The following is a 17,289-nucleotide window of genomic DNA, read 5'->3' as shown; positions in this document are numbered from 1 at the left end:
GCGTTACATGGCAAAATCAGAAACGATTACGGAGCGTGGAAGAGTGCCATCGGTATCTTCACCACCACTTTGCGGATTACGCAGGACTGCTCGTGAATGCAGGCTGGACGATGCACATCCTGAGGAAAGAACACGGCAAAGTTGCCGGAATGCATGGTCAGCCAAGACTCGTCATCGACATCCTGATAGAACAAGATATCGCGTGCTTCGTTCCATTCCTGATGTACCGGATTCCGGCCATTATCCGTTACCACGCCGATCCGTTCGGCTCCGCTGACTAAAAATTGCACATCAATATTGTGACGATGAACCTCGGGGCGTAAGTCACTTTTGGTCTGCGTGTGCAGATCCAGTACCTGAACGGTATAGCCTGTCTCTTCATCAAGATAGTGGCCAGCCGGCAAGGCGGTGAAGTCGGTTTTTTGCAGGTAGGCCAGTGCACGGGCGACAGGCGCAGGGTGCTGACCAAAAACGGTATTGTCGATATGACCGAAGATCATGGGACGTCTCCTTGTTAAAGCGCCTGAATGCGTGCCCACACCCGTTCATCAACCGGGATGCCGTCGCGCAAGTTTTCTTCGCGAATACGCGGAAATTTATGGCCCGGCAAACGGATAGCGATATCAGGTTGGGTGCGCTCGGCGCTGGTGATGTAATCCATTATGCGTTTCAGTTTTTCATCGCGGGTTTTACCGTCGATCAACCTATCGATCTCAATGGCGATGAAGACCTGTGATACGCCGTATTCGTCGCGATGATCCTCCGTGACGTCTGCGACGGAGGCACCGCCGGACAGTAGAGTAGCGATCATGTCCAGCACAATAGACAGTGCCGATCCTTTCCAGTATCCCGCCGGGAGGATGCGCCGATTTTCCTCAATAATGGCCGGATCGCGGGTCAAATTACCGTCGTTGTCGAACCCGCCATCAACGGGCAAGGTCTTGCCTGCCAATCGGTTTATCTCTAGCGCGCCATAGGAAAACATCGACATCGACATATCCACCATGGTGATTGGGTTGCCGGGGATGGCGACGATCAGCGGATTAGTACCGATGCGGCAGGTTTTTGCTCCCCACGGTGGCATAACGGCGATCGAGTTAGTCCAGCAAATACCGATATAGCCTTTCTCGGCGGCCTGCCAGCCATAGCCGCCGCCGCGCATCCAGTGGTTAGCATTGCGCAGCGCCACCAGGCCGATACCGTGCGCATCAGCCAACTGCATGGCGCGATCCATCATGCGGCGAGCCGTCAGGTTGCCAATGCCCTGATGGGCATCCCACTGTTCGATAGCACCAAGTGAGAGCAGTTTGCTGGGTTCAGCATCGGGTACGATGTCGCCAGCGTCCAACTGCTGAATAAAGCGTGGGAAGCGGTTTACACCGTGAGAATAAACGCCGTCGGCTGAAGTATCGGCGAACAGCGTCGCGCAGGCATCGGCGGTTTCTTCCGCTACATTGCGCGCCAGTAAAACACGTTTGAACTGTTGCTTAAGGTCGTCGTAACTCACTCTCATAACGCGTCTCCATGACGATGGTCAGATTGCTTTTTATTCGTCATATTTCATTATGCGAAATTGCATTTCAAATAAATGCTATACCTGTGCTTGCATGAAGTCAAAACGAGAGAGGGTTAAATTTTGCTTGAAAAACAAGTGGTTATTTTAATATAGTGACTTTGTGATCGGTGCCGCATTTTGGTCGGTGCGTGGAATACAGACGTGAAAAAGCAGGGGGAGAGACTCCCCCTGTTAACTACCCACAGGCGTGGTTTTACCGGTACGATTCTACCCCGATACGGTAAAGCGACGTTGTTGCCGTGATGTACAGTTCATTCCCTTCTGGCCCGCCAATGGTGCAGTTGGACACGCACTCCGGTACATCAATTTTGCCGATCTGATGACCTTCGGGACTAAAAATCAGGACGCCGTCAGCGCAGCTACAAAACAGATTGCCAGTGCGATCAACACAGAAACCATCAGGAATGCCCGGCTCGACGCGGGCAAAAAACTGTCCCGCCCCCAGATGTTTTCCCTCAACCGGATAAATTCGCAGATCGCGGCGACCCAGCGTGGGGAAATCAATAATCGACATGTCTGCAACATATAAATGTGTTTCATCTGGCGAAAAGGCCAGCCCGTTTGGGCGCTGGAGATCGCTGGCCGCGATGCTGAGTGAGCCATCGCGCGGATCGAAGCAGTAGACATAGCAGCCAATGACCTGACTTTCTGATTTGTAGCCTTCGTCATCGCTGGTAATGCCATAGGGCGGATCGGTAAACCAGATCGTGCCATCGCTACGGATCGCCACATCGTTGGGCGAGTTGAAGCGTTTCCCGTCAATGCGGTCGACCAGAACGTGAATATCGCCATTGTGCTCACGACGGCTGATACCACGTCGGCCATGCTCGCAGCTCACGACGCGTCCTTGCGCATCAAGTGCATTGCCGTTGGCGTAGTGGGATGGAGAGCGCCAGAGCGTGACGTCGCCAGTACGCGACCAGATAAACATCCGATTTCCTTTTACATCGCTAAAGACCACGGCATCCTGCTGCGGCAACCATACTGGGCCTTCGGCCCAGATGGCGGGAGAACACAGGCGCTCAAGTTGTTGTGTCATGCTGGGCTCTCCACTTATTTCACACCCCAGATTGCCCGGTAATGGCCCTGATAATCATTTTGCGGGTCATACAGGTTGTTATTACCGCCATCGTTCGCGACGTTTTCGGCAGTCACCAAATGTGCCGGGGTGACATAGCCAGAAGGCGGTTGCTTGGCAAAGGCACGGTTAAACTCATCCAGTAACTGCCAGCCGTGCAGTTTCAGGGGCTCAGGCACGGTGGCTGATTGGCTATCGCCGGAGCGAATGCGCTGATAGGCAGAGATGGAACCATCGCCAGCCGAAATGTTGTACGGTGCATTTTTACCGCCTTTCCCAGCCGTTTTTAACGACGGTGCCATGAAATCAAAATACAGATCGTTGATTGCCAGCGAATACTGGAAGCTGTCGCCGTATTTCTGCAACAGACTAAACGTCATAGCAGGCATGCGGTTTGCGGTATCGGCGAGCGGTGTGTCGATGAATTCTACGACCTTGCAACCGCTGCATTTACCGATTTCGTCTTTCATGACGTTGGCTTTATCAAGAGCGATTTGATAAAGGGAATCGGTAAAGATTAAGACATTGGCTTTTCCACCTGATTTAACGACGGCGTATTGTGCGGCGATGCGGGCGACGTCATTCGAATCAGAGGTCACGTTGTAGAAAATATCGTATTTTGGCAATGGTCCCGGCTCGGGTACGGCATGCCATGCGGTCAGAATAATGCCTTGTTGAATGGCTTTCTTCAGCGGGATTTTGGCAACGTTCGGATTCCAGCCGCCAATCACAATGCCATCTGGCTTCTGGGCGATCGCCTGATTGAGCGAGGCCAACTGATCTTTGACCGAGCCGCCACCGTCCAACGTTTCCAGCTTCCAGCCTGCGGCTTTGGCTGCTTCGCTCAGCCCCTGCTGCACGCCTTGAACGCCGCCATTTTTCATATCGGAAGCAATAAAAATAATCTTCTTATTCGGCTGCAACTGCGGCCCCTGAGTCGGGCCATCCCACTGTGTGCTGCTGGCGGTCGCTTTTGCAACGGCCGCTGTTGCCTGATCGAGATAGCTGTCAGCCCACGTTGACTGGCTGCTTAATAACACGGTGGTCAGTCCTGATAACAGCAATAAACGTTTCATAGGGGGTGCTCCTGTTAGGGATGTGTCACGTTATGGTTATTGTTTTCTGGTGGCGTGTTTTTCTGATGAGAAGGTTCCTGGTGGTGGCGCTGGGGTGTGTCAGCCTGACGGCGTTGTACGGCTTTTTGATTCAGTAAGCGGCGGCGCTGGGCGTAGCCTGCCAGCGTGATGGAGAGCAGCAGCGTGGCTCCGTTAAACAACGGTTCCACCCAGAATTCGCCACCAAATTGCTGGATACCGGCGATGCCAATCGCAAGAATGGCGATGCCAATAACCGTTCCCCAGACGTTAACTCGGCCGGGGCGAAGCGTGGTACTGCCAAGGAATGCACCAACCAGCGCAGGCAAGAGATAGTCCATACCGACGCTGGCTTGTCCGACGCCTTGTTCTGCGGCGATCAACACGCCGCTAAAGCCTGTCAATACGCTGGACGTGATGAAGGCACCGATAGTAAAACGATTAACGGAAATCCCATTGAGCCGTGCTGCGGCTGGATTGCCCCCCACGGCATACATGCAGCGGCCGAGCGGCGTATGTTCAGTGACGAGCCATAAAACGATCGCGACAAGCAGGACATAGAAGGCCACGATAGGGATCCCGCCGATCTCGGTATGGTGCAGAGCAATGAAGGCATCAGGCAGATCGCCGACGATCTGGCGGCCGCCTGAGTGCCACAGGGCGACGGCGTACAGTACGGTGCCAGAACCCAGCGTGGCGACGAAGCTATCGATATCGGCCAATGCCACCAGAATGCCGTTGAGCAAGCCGTATAGCGCGGAAATGACCAGCACTGTCAGCACGGCCATCTGCCATGAGAAGCCGTATTCCACCTGAAGCGTAATCGCCAGAATGTGCCAGAGCACGATGCCGAAACCGACGTTGAGATCGATTTTTCCGACGATCATGGGAATGGTCGCGGCCAGTGCCAGCAGGGCGATTTTGGCTTTGCTGGAGAGGATGGCCTGTAGCGTCAACATGGAAGCGAACGATGGCGTGGCAAGTGAAAACAGAATAACCAGCGCGATGCACAGTAACAGCAGGCCATAGCGGGTCAGAATTTGCATCAGCCAGGGGCCGGCACCATCCTGTGCCAGACTCACTCGTTGCTCTAGCGCCGTTGATTTTACTGATGTTTTATTAGACATTATTTTCTTCCTTCGAACAGGTGAGGCTGTGTGAGCGTCTGAATTTTTTTACTGTGGATTCAGTTCGCCTGCGCAATAGCGCGCTATTCAGGCCGAAGCCGTGGTTTCCCCCGTGCTGGCAGACGCCAGTTCCAATAAGTTGGCGAAAGAGACCTGTTGATTTTTGAGTTCGCCGACGACATTGCCCCGATTGAAAACCAGTGCGCGATTGCAAATGTGGGCGATCTCCTCGAAATCATTGGAAATCACCAGCACGGCGACGCCTTCTGCCAGTGACTTGTTTAATAGATGGTAAATTTCTGCACGAGCACCGACATCAACGCCCGCCGTGGGATCTTCGAGGATCAGCAGCGGCGCGCCGAGGTGCATCCAGCGTGCCATCACCACTTTCTGTTGGTTGCCGCCGGACAGCGCGCTGATGTCGATATTGACGTTTTTAGGGCGAACATCGAACAGTTGCACTTTCCACCAGCTTGCCCCGATCTCTTCGCGACGGCTGTAGCGGGAAAAGAGCTTGTGTCCGCTGGCGCAGGGGTTGATAAATAGGTTCTCGCGAACGCTCATCGACATCACCAGACTTTCATTGGTGCGATCGCCTGCGACCAGCGAGACGCCGTGAGCCATCGCCTGTTGCGGTGAGCTGGCGTGGTAAGGTGCATCACGAAACTGAATTTCTCCGCTGTCGCATTGGCGCAGCCCGAACAGCAAACGGCCTATCTCTTCCTGACCCGCGCCGCGCAGACCCGCCAGCGCGAGCATTTCCCCCGGTTGCAGGCTAAAGCTGACTGGGCCGATATCGCCTACGGTGACGTTTTTTACTTGTAGAACGGGAGAAGAAAGGGCAGGCAAGGGTTCACGTTGATCGCCGGGCATGGCTTCACCCACAATCAACTGCACCAGGTCGCGCAGCGAATAATCCGCCGTTTTACCGCCCGCGACATAGCGACCATCGCGCATGACGCAGACGCGGTCGGCGATATCGATCACTTCATCCAGTCGGTGAGTGACGTAAATCATGCCCACTTTTTTCGCACGCAGCCGGTTAATCACGGAAAAAAGATGGCGGACATCGTTTGCCGGAAGCGATGCGGTGGGTTCATCCAGCACCAGGAGTTCGGCATTCACCGCGACGGCTCGCGCGATGGCGAGTAGCGATTTCTCCGTGCGGGAGAGCTCAAATACGCGGGCATCGGGATCGAGTGCGATCCCCACATCCTGTAGCGCCTGGCTGGCACGCTGACGGATCGCCCGCCAGTCAATTAATCCAAAGCGGCGTGGAAAGCCCATGACCAGCGCCATATTTTCCGCTACCGTCATCCACTCGATCAGCCCTAGATCCTGATGAATAAACGCAATAGGCTGGAGGCCATCACTTTTTATCGCAGCGGCTGACGCTATGCTGGTTCCACGGAATTGAATGTCACCGCCATCGCGGGGGTAGACGCCTGCGAGGACTTTAATGAGTGTCGATTTCCCCGCGCCATTTTCGCCCAGTAGCGCAAGCACCTCGCCCGGCATGACCTGAAGACTGACATCATTAACCGCAATGTTGCCGCCAAAGCGTTTAGTGATATGGCTAAGCGCAAGTATGGGTTGATCCGCATTGATTTGATTCATGTGATGCGCCCTTGTGTTCAGCACACGCTGCGATGCGGTGCAAAATCGGTAAGCAACCTGTTCCCGTTGATTCGGGGTGGTATAACCCTGGCAGGAACGAAATCAGCAATAATTTGTCGTTTTAATAAACCGTATATTTCAATATGCGAAACTCAATTTCAAAAACAATATACCGAAGATTGCGCTAAAGCAAAGGCAAAGTGGTTTTAAATTTACTTTAAAAACAATGAGTTAATTATGTTGTTTCGTATTTGTGACGTACTGCTCACTTCATGGACAGGGGGACGGTTGCGCATTCAGGGTGTCATGCCGACAATGAAACGGCGTTCCACTTCACCTCATGCAGCCCTTGCGGTAACATCGCTATTCTTAAGAGAAATGGATGGCGGCGACACACTGCGTTGCAGCAATTTCTGCGCAAGCACTGCCCAGCCCCTGATTCTGGAGATCAGTTATGAGCCCGAAAGCTGTTAATGAGAAAGATGATCAAAAAGAGAAACCGCTGGGGAGCCAGAGTCTATTTCGTGGTTTGCAATTGATTGAAATTCTGAGTAATTTCCCTAACGGTTGCCCACTCGCCCATTTGTCTGAGCTGGCGGAGATGAACAAAAGCACCGTGCATCGGTTGCTACAAGGGTTGCACACCAGTGGCTACGTCACGCAGGCACCGTCACCTGGCAGCTATCGTCTGACGACTAAATTTATCTCTATCGGGCAGAAGGCCCTGTCTTCGCTGAATATTATTCACGTCGCATCACCTCATCTGGTGCAATTAAATCTGGAAGTGGGGGAAACGGTAAACTTCTCCAGCCGTGAAGACGATCATGTCATTCTGATCTACAAACTGGAGCCGACGACGGGCATGATGCGCACCCGTGCTTATATCGGTCAGCACATGCCGCTTTATTGCTCCGCTATGGGCAAAATCTTTATGGCGTATGGTAAAAGCGACTACCCTGCGTACTATTGGCAAACTCATCAGAATGACATCCAGCCCCTCACGCGTAATACCATCACCGAGCTGCCGAAGATGTATGAAGAGCTGGAGGATATTCGTCAGAAAGGGCTAGCGATGGATCGTGAGGAAAATGAGCTTGGCGTATCGTGCATTGCCGCACCGGTGTTTGATATTCAGCAGCGCGTTCCTTATGCCGTCTCGGTATCGCTGCCTACCGCCAAGTTACAGCAAATCGGTGTGAAATCGCTGATTAAGCCGGTCATCGCGACCGCGCAGCGTATTTCTCTGGAGCTGGGTTTTGTCACGCCCGGTTGAGTATTAGCTTGGCTAATGCCTGATTAGAAACATCCATTTCATCTAATGATTATCCCTTCGTATGATGCGCGTGTGACATCGCGCATGCGCCGCTATTGGCGCTTTATCTACGAGGGAAATCATGTTTGCTGTCTTTCTACAAGGCGTTCTATTAGGGGCGGCGATGATTCTGCCGCTGGGGCCACAGAATGCGTTTGTGATGAATCAGGGAATCCGCCGCCAGTATCATCTGATGGTGGCGCTGTTGTGCGCTGTGAGCGATATGGTGTTGATTACCGCCGGTATTTTTGGCGGTAGCGCGTTGCTCAGTCAGTCCTCGCTGTTATTGGGGCGGTGACCTGGGGCGGTGTCGCGTTTCTACTCTGGTTCGGCTGGGGAGCGATGAAAACGGCGTTCAGCAAAAATATCGCACTGGCCAGCGCCGAGGTGATGAAGCAGAGCCGTTGGCGGATTATTGCCACGATGCTGGCAGTGACCTGGCTTAATCCCCATGTCTATCTGGATACCTTTGTGGTGTTGGGAAGTCTGGGAAGCCAGTTTACGGAGGATGATCGAAGCTGGTTTGCGTTGGGGACAATAACGGCTTCCTTCACCTGGTTCTTTGCGCTGGCGTTATTGGCGGCCTGGTTGGCACCGTGGCTGAATACACCGCGGGTACAGCGGGTCATCAACGTTTTTGTCGGTGTGGTGATGTGGGGGATTGCTTTGCAGTTGGCGCGTCACGGCTGGCAATAGTGGATAGAAATAAATGGCGTCGCTTTACGTTACGTTTCAGAAATTCACCTATATTGTGTGGAGTCGGTAATACGTTATGTTGTCTGGTAAAAGATACCTTTCTCGTATCTTCCATTCTGGAACATGCTGCGCCAACGCAGGAAAAATCTGCTGGGCCACATGCGTGATGAAACATAAGTAAGGAGAGATTGTGAAGCGAGCTATGATGAAGCTAAATGCACTGGCGCTGGCCGCTGCAGTAGGATTTGGCGGCGTGTCGATGGTCGCACAGGCTGCGGAATTGCCGGATGGCCCGCATATCGTGACGTCAGGGACATCCAGCGTAGACGCGACGCCGGATATTGCGCGCTTGGCGATTGAAGTGAGCGTGTCATCGAAGGATGCGGCGGAAGCGAAAAAGCAGGTTGATGCCCGCGTTGCACAATATTTTGATTTTCTAGGTAAGAACGGCATTGAGAAAAAAGACATTAATGCCGCCAATTTACGCACGCAGCCAGAATATGACTATCTGAAAACGGGTGGGTCGGTGCTGAAAGGCTACCGTGCCGTGCGTCAGGTGGAAGTGACGCTGCGTCAATTAGATAAACTGAACGAACTGCTGGATGGGGCGCTGAAATCGGGCCTGAATGAGATTCGGACGGTAGAACTCGGCGTGGCTAACCCAGAAACGTATCGTGATGACGCGCGTAAGAAAGCGATTGAGCAGGCGACAAGTCAGGCGGCAGCGCTGGCGCAGGGCTTCAACGCCAAGCTGGGGCCGATCTACAGCGTTCGCTACCATGTTGCCAACTATCAGCCGATGCCCATGGCGCGGATGTTTAAAACGGCAGATGCGGCTGCGCAAACCGAAGCGGCACAAACCTATGAGCAGCAAACCATTCACTTTGACGATCAGGTGGATGTCGTGTTTGAGCTACAGCGCACACAATAAAGATCTCAACAAAGAGCTTTAAAAACTTAGGTGGCTCTGTGGATAACGGGCTTGGGCAAGAGGTAACTCCTGCCTAGGCGGGCCAAATGCTGAATGTTATATTTTGGTGTAAGGTTAAAGATCTTCTCAATAACAAAATATATAAGCTTGAAAGAAAAATAGGCAAGCATTTTGCTGTAGGTATTGATGATATATTCATTGGTTCAACTGAATTTCAGATTCAGAATGAAAATTTTTCATCACCTAAAATAGAAATTGAAGTTGGTTATTTCTATGATTCTGGATATACAGGATCCGTTCCCCCATTCCCTGGGAGCATGAAGAAGGTTATAACATTAACTCCATTTTGTAAGGTATTAACATGTTAATAAAAAAAATCCCAAGTGCAATGGTATTGTTTTTTTCAATGGTTGTTTTTTCTTATGCATATGATTCATATGTTGATGAACCAACGAAAAAAGCGTCAGAGTTGGCAAGGAAATATGCTATTGCAAATGATGGTGAAAAAAAACAAGAGTTAGATAATTTGCAATTTCTTTCAGATCGAAATCCTAATAACATTAATGTAACAAGAATATATTCGAGTATATTATCTTCTAGAGGTGAGTATGAAAAAGCAATTTTCGTACTTAACACTTTCAATAAGCATGATGAGAATTACTCTTTAATGTTACAGGAGTGTATGTTGAAAGACAGGATTGGTAAATATAATTCATTGTGCTATGGAGATGTTATTTCATTAATGAGGAGTAAAGGTGTCAATAATATAGATTACCTAATGGCTTTATTTCTGAATGATGATAAAGATTTTAATAAGGAAAGGGACGTGTATATGAAAAATACAGATAATAAACAAGATCTTGATGCTTTTAATAATGGAAAGAAAGAATTGTTAAAAAAATTATACCCAAACTGAAAATAGCACGCTGTGATATTTTCATAAAGAATGGTTCTACTCAGTGAAGTTGGTCGATTCAGAGAACGGAGTTACGTCAGGTATAGCATGATGGTATCAGAAACGTGATTTGTGCCTTCTCTTCCCCTTTCAGGTTCTGTGTGCACCTAGCGGAACCCTTCATACTTTTCCTCATTCGGAATGAACAGGTGGCCGATACAGATCGGCAGGAAGCGCTGTTCTTGGAATATGAGCGTGTAACTGGCCTTGATGAGAGTGTGTGATTTGTAGGTTACCAAGTCACACACTCCATGATCATCGGAATACGTTATGACTGCCGCAACACCTGATGGCCGTGTGAGAGCAGGGCGTCCGTCACTTTCCTCATCATCCGACTTTCCGGTGCGAAGCGATGCCAGTAGAGCATCCGGCGTTGAAATAGCCCCGGCGTCAGGTCGATTAACTCGTTATGGGCAAGCTCTCTCTCGATTTGCAGATGTGGGATCATGCAGCAGGTCGTGCCCTGTCGCGCCAATTGAACAAAGGCTTCCGACGAATTCACGATATGGCAGGGAACGCTGCCCGGCGACAAATCAAAGTTCTGCTGTAAAAAAGCCTGATGCATATCATCCAGATGGTCAAAGGCGACCGCGGGGGCGCGCAGCAGCGCCGAGCGCGTCACGCCATTCGGGAAATAGCGGGCGGCGAAGGCCGGCGATGCGACAAATAGATAATCCAGTGCGCCCAGTTTATCCACCAGACAGCTTGGCAGCGGCTGAGACTGAATACTCACTGCACCCACCACTTCACCCCGGCGCAGCCTTTCCTGCGTGCGCGTTTCGTCTTCTACCTGCAAATTGAGGCGAATCGGCGAATCGACCAGCACCGGCTGTAACGCTGGTAACAGCCAGGTTGCCAGGCTGTCGGCGTTCACTGCCAGCGACAGCAGCAGCGGAATATCGCTGTTAGTTTCGTTCCCCAACCACTCTTCTTCCAGCAATTCTACCTGATGAAGCAGAGCCAGCAGTTTCTGCCCTTGTTCTGTTGGGCGGGGCGGAATGGTTCTGACCAATAGCGGCTGGCCGAACAGATTTTCCAACTGTTTAATACGTTGCGAAACGGCAGATTGGGTAATACACAACTTTTGGGCAGCGCGTTCAAAACCACGCTCGCGGATGACGGCATCCAGAGCCTGAAGCGTTCGATAGTCCGGGCGTTTCATGAAATTCAAAGTCCTCTGAATGAGTCCGTTTTTTTCACTATGCCACATTTTGCTGATTTGCCATGCAGAAATCTTATTTTAGCTGCTGTGTGAAATCACGATTCAGCACGCTGCGTGTAGTGCGGGGCGCGTGAAATAATACAGTAATGGGGTGATGAATTTGTACGCATTCCCCAACGCGCATGTTCTATAATACGCACACGTTTTCGTATATTGATTCTACAGGCCAGAAGCAGATTATGACGCAAGATGAACTGAAAAAAGCAGTGGGATGGGCGGCGCTCGATTATGTCCGTCCTGACACCATTGTGGGAGTAGGAACCGGATCGACGGCAGCACACTTTATTGATGCGCTGGGCTCGATAAAACATCAAATCAAAGGTGCGGTTTCCAGCTCAGATGCCTCAACGGAAAAGTTGAAAAGTCTGGGCATTCCCGTTTTTGACGCCAATGATGTGGATTCGCTCGATGTTTATGTGGATGGTGCGGATGAGATCAACGGGCACATGCAGATGATTAAAGGCGGTGGGGCGGCACTGACTCGTGAGAAAATCATTTCGGCCCTGTCGCGTCAGTTTATCTGCATCGTTGATGCATCAAAACAGGTTGATGTGCTGGGAAAATTTCCGTTGCCGGTTGAAGTCATTCCGATGGCGCGATCTTACGTGGCGCGTGAACTGGCCAAACTGGGCGGGCAGCCGATATACCGCCAGGGTGTGGTGACGGATAACGGCAATGTCATTCTGGATGTACACAACCTCAATATCATGGATGCGGTCGCGGTAGAAAACCACATTAATGGTATCGCAGGCGTCGTGACCGTTGGGTTGTTTGCTAATCGCGGAGCCGATGTCGCGTTAGTCGGTACTGCCGAAGGTGTAAAAACCGTCGTTAAATGAGTACATGATCGTTCTGACGTGATGAACATCCACGTTCCACGTCAGAAATTTTTTAGCTAAAAAAATCTATTTAGTTAACGGCTCATTTTTGGTACTTAATATCACATTTTCTTATTTTATTTATCGTCGATATGGCGATGCATCTCTTTGGCAATATTTTTTGCCATAAATCAGTCGCACTTCTCTGATGTGCGGCTTGGGCAACGCAATCGTTTGTATTGCTGACTGCGTAATTTTTGTTATGTTGGCAGAGGTTATTTAGCACTCTGTCACATTTGAAGTCTGAAAATAAGGTCGGGAAATGGCAAAGGTATCACTGGAAAAAGACAAGATTAAGTTTCTGTTAGTGGAAGGCGTGCACCAGAGCGCGCTGGATAACTTGCGTGCAGCCGGTTACACCAACATCGAGTTCCACAAAGGCGCGCTGGATCCTGAGGCGCTAAAAGCCTCCATTCGCGATGCGCATTTTGTCGGTATCCGCTCGCGTACCCATCTGACAGAAGAAATTTTTGCTGCGGCGGAAAAACTGATCGCGGTAGGGTGTTTCTGTATTGGGACTAACCAGGTTGAGCTGTCGGCCGCGACCAAGCGCGGTATTCCGGTATTTAATGCACCTTTTTCCAATACCCGCTCTGTGGCAGAAATGGTGATCGGCGAAATGCTGCTGATGCTGCGCGGTATTCCGGCAGCGAACGCGAAAGCGCACCGTGGTATTTGGCACAAACTGGCGGTGGGATCGTTTGAAGCTCGCGGCAAAAAACTTGGGATCATCGGCTACGGCCATATCGGTATGCAGTTGGGTATTTTGGCTGAAAGCCTGGGTATGCACGTTTACTTCTATGACATCGAAAGTAAATTACCGTTGGGCAATGCTCAACAGGTGCGCCATCTGTCCGACCTGCTGAATATGAGCGACGTGGTGAGCCTGCATGTGCCAGAGAATGAAAGTACGCATAATATGATGGGCGCGGAAGAGTTGGCGCTGATGAAACCGGGCTCGCTGCTGATTAACGCCGCTCGCGGTACGGTGGTTGATATTCCTGCACTGTGTGAAGTGCTGAGCAGCAAGCATTTGTCCGGTGCGGCGATTGACGTATTCCCACAGGAGCCGGCAACTAATAGCGATCCATTCCTGTCGCCGTTGTGCGAGTTTGACAACGTGCTGCTGACGCCGCATATCGGTGGTTCCACGCAGGAAGCGCAGGAAAATATCGGTGATGAAGTTGCCGGGAAACTGGCGAAATATTCAGACAACGGCTCTACGCTGTCTGCGGTGAATTTCCCTGAAGTGTCGTTGCCGGTTCACGGTGCTCGCGCCAGCCGCCTGTTGCACATTCATGAAAACCGTCCTGGTGTGATTACCAAAATTAACCAGATCTTTGCTGAGCAGGGTATTAACATTGCCGCGCAGTATCTGCAAACGACGCCTGAAATTGGCTATGTGGTGATCGACGTTGAAACTGACGGTGCGCAAACGGCACTGCAACTGATGAAAGCGATCCCTGGCACCATTCGTGCCCGTCTGCTGTTCTAATACGTTTTAATCAGTGAATAAACAACCAGCCCCAAAGGGGGCTGGTTGCGTTATTAAAGCGCGATAACGATCTTGCCGCGCATATGCCCTTCTAATACTTTATCGTGAGCCTGTTTCAGCGTGTCTATCGTTAACCCTTGCAGCGCTTCGCTGGCGGTTCCCTGAAGCTTTCCTGCATCAACCAACTGTGCGACTTCGTGCAGAATTTTTCCCTGTTCCGCGATATCCGGTGTGGTAAACATGCTGCGGGTAAACATAAGTTCCCAATGCAGCGCTGCGCTTTTGAGTTTTAGCTGCGTTTGGTCGAGCGGGTTTTTGTTTTCCACGATGGTACAGATGTGACCCATTGGCGCGATCAGCTTGCTGATGGCATCCCAGTGGCCGTCGGTATCGTTCAGGCAGAAAATATAATCGACCTGTTTGATCCCCTCTTTTTCTAGCTCACCCACCAGATTCCGATAATCCACGACCTTGTGTGCACCGCGTTGGCGGCACCACTCTGCCGAATCGGGCTGTGACGCGGTGGCGATGATGTTCACCGAACTGCGTAGCGCTGCCAGAGAAATCGCGAGAGAGCCGACGCCGCCCGCACCACCGATAATCAGCAGCGTTTTTTTGCTATCGGCCTGCTGTATTTTCAGATGCTCAAACAACCCTTCCCACGCGGTCAACGCGGTGAGAGGCAGTGCGGCAGCGGCTGTCCAGTCCAGAGACACTGGCTTACGCGCCACGATACGTGAATCAATCAACTGATGGGTGGTGTTGCTGCCGGGGCGTGTGATGTCGCCGGCGTACCAGACTTCATCACCGACCTGAAAGTGACTAACGGCGCTGCCTACTTTTAGCACGATGCCGCTGGCGTCCCAGCCGAGAATTCTGGGCTGTTGTAATCCATTCTGACGCAATCCGGCATGAACTTTGGTATCAACCGGGTTGACGGAAATGGCTTTTACGCCGATCAGCAGATCGTACTCACCGGGCTCCGGGATGGCCGGTGTGATGGCGATGAAGTTTTCTGGCTGTTGTGGATCAACGGCTATCGCATGAGCGGTCATGGTATGTTCCTTACTGTTTTCAGAATGCGGTTTTTTGCATAAGACATCGTTCTTATGAATAGAACAAAGTGTAGAACAGTGAGATAGGCAAAATCCATGACTCTTCACTTACTGGGCGTCCGCTTGAGCCAGTTCTCTGATATTTGCTGAATTAACCAGCACGGGCGTGTTTTATCGACGTCGTTTGGCCGCATTACGCGTTGGATGATTACTCAATAGTTTTGAAAAAGTCGCCGTGATAGGCAGAGAAAAAGGTTTTTGTTTCATTTTTATTGCTTTGTTTCATTTTTTATTGAAACGTGATTTCTATCAGATTATTTTAGGTACGCTTTAGCGTGGAAGTGCCGATAACACAATGTGGTTTCTTTTGACTTTTTTATGAAAGGTATTTGTTTTCTGCGTGGCGTGGTTGTCACGGTAATATCCGAGCTCTGTCGCAGCCATGATGGCAGAGATAATGTAGACCAGTGATGGTGAAAATGACAATGCAATCTATGTCTGTTCAAAAAGAGAAGTTGAGTTACATCAACAATATACGCCTCGTCTCGCTATTTATTACTCTTTTTTCAATTATCCTGATTCTTTTTGCGCTTTCTATTGGTACTGCGAGTTATTTCTTAAAGCAGAGTAATGATTCACTGGATAAAGCGAATGAGCTGTCTGATATTCGAGCTGGCATCAGTAGCAGCCTCGATCAGCTACGCGTTGCCAGGCTGTTACTTATTCAGGCAGGGGCAGCAAATCGCATTAGCGATCACGAGGTATTTAAAGCTGCTTCAGATCAGGCTGCTGGTCGAGTCAGAGCCTCACAGAAACGTCTTGATGAATATCTTGCGCGTCCAGACAGGCTGGAGAGTGAAAAGGCCCTGGATGAGGATATTCTCAAGGCTTACGCCAACTACCGTGATAACGCGATTGTGGTGATGCAGAAAGCCACGAATGATGGTGAATTCGAAGATCTGGTGTCGTTGGAAAGCACGGTGGCACGCTCATTAGATGAAGCGTTTAGCGTTCCGGTGCGTAAGAAAGTGACTGAGCTTACAAAAGCCGCGCAAGACATCAATGATCGAGCGGCGGAGAACGCGAAACTGGGTAACTGGATGATGGCGGGCTCGTTTGCCTTAGCCATTATTATGGCGATCATGGCGTACATCATGGTGCGCAATGTGATCCTTGCGCCTATCAACAGGCTGGTTGAACGTATCCAGAAAATTGCAGCGGGAGATCTGACGCTGCCACCGATGGCGATGGGACGCAATGAAATCGGCATCCTGGGGACGAATATCCAGAATATGCAGGCGGAACTGACCGATACGGTTACTATCGTGCGTGAAGGTGCGGATTCAATCTATCAAGGATCGTCAGAAATTACCGCAGGTAACGTCGATCTCTCTTCGCGTACCGAGCAACAGGCAGCCGCGCTGGAGGAAACCGCTGCGAGCATGGAACAGTTGACCGCAACGGTGAAACAAAACTCTGACAATGCTCACCATGCTAGCCAACTGGCGAAGAACGCATCTGAAAAAGCAGGGAAAGGCGGGCAGATTGTGCAAGGCGTGGTGGACACCATGCAGGATATTTCCACTAGCTCAAAACGCATTTCCGAGATTACTTCTGTTATTAACAGCATTGCCTTCCAGACCAATATTCTGGCATTGAACGCCGCAGTAGAAGCGGCGCGTGCGGGTGAACAAGGGCGTGGTTTTGCCGTGGTAGCGGGTGAAGTTCGCAATCTGGCGCAGCGCAGTGCACAGGCGGCGAAGGAGATCGAAACGCTGATTGGCGAATCTGGCAGGCTGGTAGATACCGGCTCTGGGCTGGTGGCGCAGGCAGGCACAACGATGGGCGAGATTGTCCGTGCGGTTGTCAGTGTGACTGACATCATGGGGGAAATTGCCTCCGCTTCTGATGAGCAGAGCCGCGGTATCGGGCAGGTGAGTCAGGCCGTGTCCGAAATGGACAGTGCGACGCAGCAGAATGCGGCGCTGGTGCAAGAAGCCTCGGCTGCAGCCGTTTCACTTGAAGAGCAGGCAGCGCGTTTGACACAGGCTGTCGCGGTATTCAAGCTAGCTGGCGTGGCTCAGCAACAGAGAACGTCATTGCCGAAAGCGGCTTCGCAACCGCGTTTAGCCCCAGCAATGGCTATCGCTAGTTCCAGCAGTAAAGGTAACAGTAATCAAAACTGGGAAACGTTCTGATTCCCAATAGATGAAGTATGACCGGAAAGAAAAATGGCCCGCGTTGCGGGCCATT

15 protein-coding genes and 1 pseudogene are annotated in these 17,289 nt (G+C 51.1%); 8 read left to right on the top strand and 8 right to left on the bottom strand.

The window, feature by feature from the left end:
• Positions 1-26: 26 nt before the first annotated feature.
• The 6 genes from A7983_RS04505 to A7983_RS04480 form a co-directional block, all read right to left on the bottom strand.
• Positions 27-500, bottom strand: a complete 474-nt coding sequence (locus tag A7983_RS04505; RefSeq protein ID WP_005973132.1) for a YhcH/YjgK/YiaL family protein — start codon at positions 498-500, stop codon at positions 27-29.
• A 14-nt stretch (positions 501-514) separates the two neighbouring features.
• A complete protein-coding gene (yiaK, locus tag A7983_RS04500; protein WP_005973135.1) occupies positions 515-1,513 on the bottom strand; it encodes a 3-dehydro-L-gulonate 2-dehydrogenase in 999 nt (332 codons plus the stop codon).
• Between the two features lie 256 nt (positions 1,514-1,769).
• The gene (locus tag A7983_RS04495; protein ID WP_005973137.1) at positions 1,770-2,615 is read right to left on the bottom strand and encodes an SMP-30/gluconolactonase/LRE family protein; all 846 of its coding nucleotides are present in this window, start codon (positions 2,613-2,615) and stop codon (positions 1,770-1,772) included.
• Positions 2,616-2,629: 14 nt separating this feature from the next.
• The gene (locus A7983_RS04490; RefSeq protein WP_005973140.1) at positions 2,630-3,730 is read right to left on the bottom strand and encodes an ABC transporter substrate-binding protein; all 1,101 of its coding nucleotides are present in this window, start codon (positions 3,728-3,730) and stop codon (positions 2,630-2,632) included.
• 14 nt (positions 3,731-3,744) lie between these two features.
• Positions 3,745-4,875, bottom strand: coding sequence for an ABC transporter permease (locus A7983_RS04485; protein WP_005973142.1), 1,131 nt, complete (start codon positions 4,873-4,875; stop codon positions 3,745-3,747).
• Positions 4,876-4,962: 87 nt separating this feature from the next.
• Positions 4,963-6,492, bottom strand: coding sequence for a sugar ABC transporter ATP-binding protein (locus A7983_RS04480; RefSeq protein ID WP_005973144.1), 1,530 nt, complete (start codon positions 6,490-6,492; stop codon positions 4,963-4,965).
• Between the two features lie 454 nt (positions 6,493-6,946).
• Between A7983_RS04480 and A7983_RS04475 the strand changes: the two genes are divergently transcribed.
• The 5 genes and pseudogenes from A7983_RS04475 (at position 6,947) to A7983_RS04455 (ending at position 10,347) form a co-directional block, all read left to right on the top strand.
• A complete protein-coding gene (locus A7983_RS04475; RefSeq protein ID WP_005973150.1) occupies positions 6,947-7,765 on the top strand; it encodes an IclR family transcriptional regulator in 819 nt (272 codons plus the stop codon).
• Between the two features lie 121 nt (positions 7,766-7,886).
• Positions 7,887-8,500, top strand: a pseudogene (argO, locus tag A7983_RS04470) (arginine exporter ArgO).
• Between the two features lie 205 nt (positions 8,501-8,705).
• Positions 8,706-9,431, top strand: coding sequence for an oxidative stress defense protein (locus tag A7983_RS04465; protein WP_039478970.1), 726 nt, complete (start codon positions 8,706-8,708; stop codon positions 9,429-9,431).
• Between the two features lie 86 nt (positions 9,432-9,517).
• Positions 9,518-9,799, top strand: a complete 282-nt coding sequence (locus tag A7983_RS04460) for a hypothetical protein (RefSeq protein ID WP_005973156.1) — start codon at positions 9,518-9,520, stop codon at positions 9,797-9,799.
• Positions 9,793-10,347 carry a hypothetical protein gene (locus A7983_RS04455; protein WP_005973158.1) on the top strand — a complete coding sequence of 185 codons (555 nt, stop codon included), beginning with the start codon at positions 9,793-9,795 and terminating at the stop codon, positions 10,345-10,347. The genes A7983_RS04460 and A7983_RS04455 overlap by 7 nt, the downstream gene beginning before the upstream one ends.
• 307 nt (positions 10,348-10,654) lie before the next feature.
• Here the strand turns inward: A7983_RS04455 and A7983_RS04450 are convergent, their stop codons facing one another.
• A complete protein-coding gene (locus A7983_RS04450) occupies positions 10,655-11,548 on the bottom strand; it encodes a LysR family transcriptional regulator ArgP (RefSeq protein ID WP_005973160.1) in 894 nt (297 codons plus the stop codon).
• Positions 11,549-11,787: 239 nt separating this feature from the next.
• On the opposite strand from A7983_RS04450, the gene rpiA reads away from it, so the two are divergent.
• Both rpiA and serA read left to right on the top strand, forming a co-directional pair.
• Entirely contained in the window at positions 11,788-12,447 is a 660-nt protein-coding gene (gene rpiA, locus A7983_RS04445) for a ribose-5-phosphate isomerase RpiA (RefSeq protein ID WP_039478976.1), read from the top strand.
• A gap of 301 nt (positions 12,448-12,748) precedes the next feature.
• The gene (gene serA / locus A7983_RS04440; protein ID WP_005973165.1) at positions 12,749-13,981 is read left to right on the top strand and encodes a phosphoglycerate dehydrogenase; all 1,233 of its coding nucleotides are present in this window, start codon (positions 12,749-12,751) and stop codon (positions 13,979-13,981) included.
• A gap of 53 nt (positions 13,982-14,034) precedes the next feature.
• On the opposite strand, the gene A7983_RS04435 is transcribed toward serA, so the two are convergent.
• On the bottom strand, positions 14,035-15,036 hold the full coding sequence (locus A7983_RS04435; RefSeq protein WP_005973167.1) for a zinc-binding alcohol dehydrogenase family protein: 1,002 nt from the start codon (positions 15,034-15,036) through the stop codon (positions 14,035-14,037).
• Between the two features lie 494 nt (positions 15,037-15,530).
• Between A7983_RS04435 and A7983_RS04430 the strand changes: the two genes are divergently transcribed.
• On the top strand, positions 15,531-17,234 hold the full coding sequence (locus A7983_RS04430; protein ID WP_039478980.1) for a methyl-accepting chemotaxis protein: 1,704 nt from the start codon (positions 15,531-15,533) through the stop codon (positions 17,232-17,234).
• Positions 17,235-17,289: the final 55 nt, after the last annotated feature.

The sequence above is a fragment of the Pectobacterium wasabiae CFBP 3304 genome (assembly GCF_001742185.1).
GTDB classification, from domain to species: Bacteria; Pseudomonadota; Gammaproteobacteria; order Enterobacterales; family Enterobacteriaceae; genus Pectobacterium; species Pectobacterium wasabiae.
The sequence above is the reverse complement of the archived record's forward strand: the minus strand, read 5'-3'. Positions and strand labels throughout refer to the sequence as shown.

Excerpts from the sequence above, each read along its gene's own strand:
- A7983_RS04505 (WP_005973132.1), bottom strand. The coding sequence starts at position 500 with ATGATCTTCGGTCATATCGACAATACCGTTTTTGGTCAGCACCCTGCG.
- yiaK (WP_005973135.1), bottom strand. The coding sequence starts at position 1,513 with ATGAGAGTGAGTTACGACGACCTTAAGCAACAGTTCAAACGTGTTTTA.
- A7983_RS04495 (WP_005973137.1), bottom strand. The coding sequence starts at position 2,615 with ATGACACAACAACTTGAGCGCCTGTGTTCTCCCGCCATCTGGGCCGAA.
- A7983_RS04490 (WP_005973140.1), bottom strand. The coding sequence starts at position 3,730 with ATGAAACGTTTATTGCTGTTATCAGGACTGACCACCGTGTTATTAAGC.
- A7983_RS04485 (WP_005973142.1), bottom strand. The coding sequence starts at position 4,875 with ATGTCTAATAAAACATCAGTAAAATCAACGGCGCTAGAGCAACGAGTG.
- A7983_RS04480 (WP_005973144.1), bottom strand. The coding sequence starts at position 6,492 with ATGAATCAAATCAATGCGGATCAACCCATACTTGCGCTTAGCCATATC.
- A7983_RS04475 (WP_005973150.1), top strand. The coding sequence starts at position 6,947 with ATGAGCCCGAAAGCTGTTAATGAGAAAGATGATCAAAAAGAGAAACCG.
- A7983_RS04465 (WP_039478970.1), top strand. The coding sequence starts at position 8,706 with ATGAAGCTAAATGCACTGGCGCTGGCCGCTGCAGTAGGATTTGGCGGC.
- A7983_RS04460 (WP_005973156.1), top strand. The coding sequence starts at position 9,518 with ATGCTGAATGTTATATTTTGGTGTAAGGTTAAAGATCTTCTCAATAAC.
- A7983_RS04455 (WP_005973158.1), top strand. The coding sequence starts at position 9,793 with ATGTTAATAAAAAAAATCCCAAGTGCAATGGTATTGTTTTTTTCAATG.
- A7983_RS04450 (WP_005973160.1), bottom strand. The coding sequence starts at position 11,548 with ATGAAACGCCCGGACTATCGAACGCTTCAGGCTCTGGATGCCGTCATC.
- rpiA (WP_039478976.1), top strand. The coding sequence starts at position 11,788 with ATGACGCAAGATGAACTGAAAAAAGCAGTGGGATGGGCGGCGCTCGAT.
- serA (WP_005973165.1), top strand. The coding sequence starts at position 12,749 with ATGGCAAAGGTATCACTGGAAAAAGACAAGATTAAGTTTCTGTTAGTG.
- A7983_RS04435 (WP_005973167.1), bottom strand. The coding sequence starts at position 15,036 with ATGACCGCTCATGCGATAGCCGTTGATCCACAACAGCCAGAAAACTTC.
- A7983_RS04430 (WP_039478980.1), top strand. The coding sequence starts at position 15,531 with ATGTCTGTTCAAAAAGAGAAGTTGAGTTACATCAACAATATACGCCTC.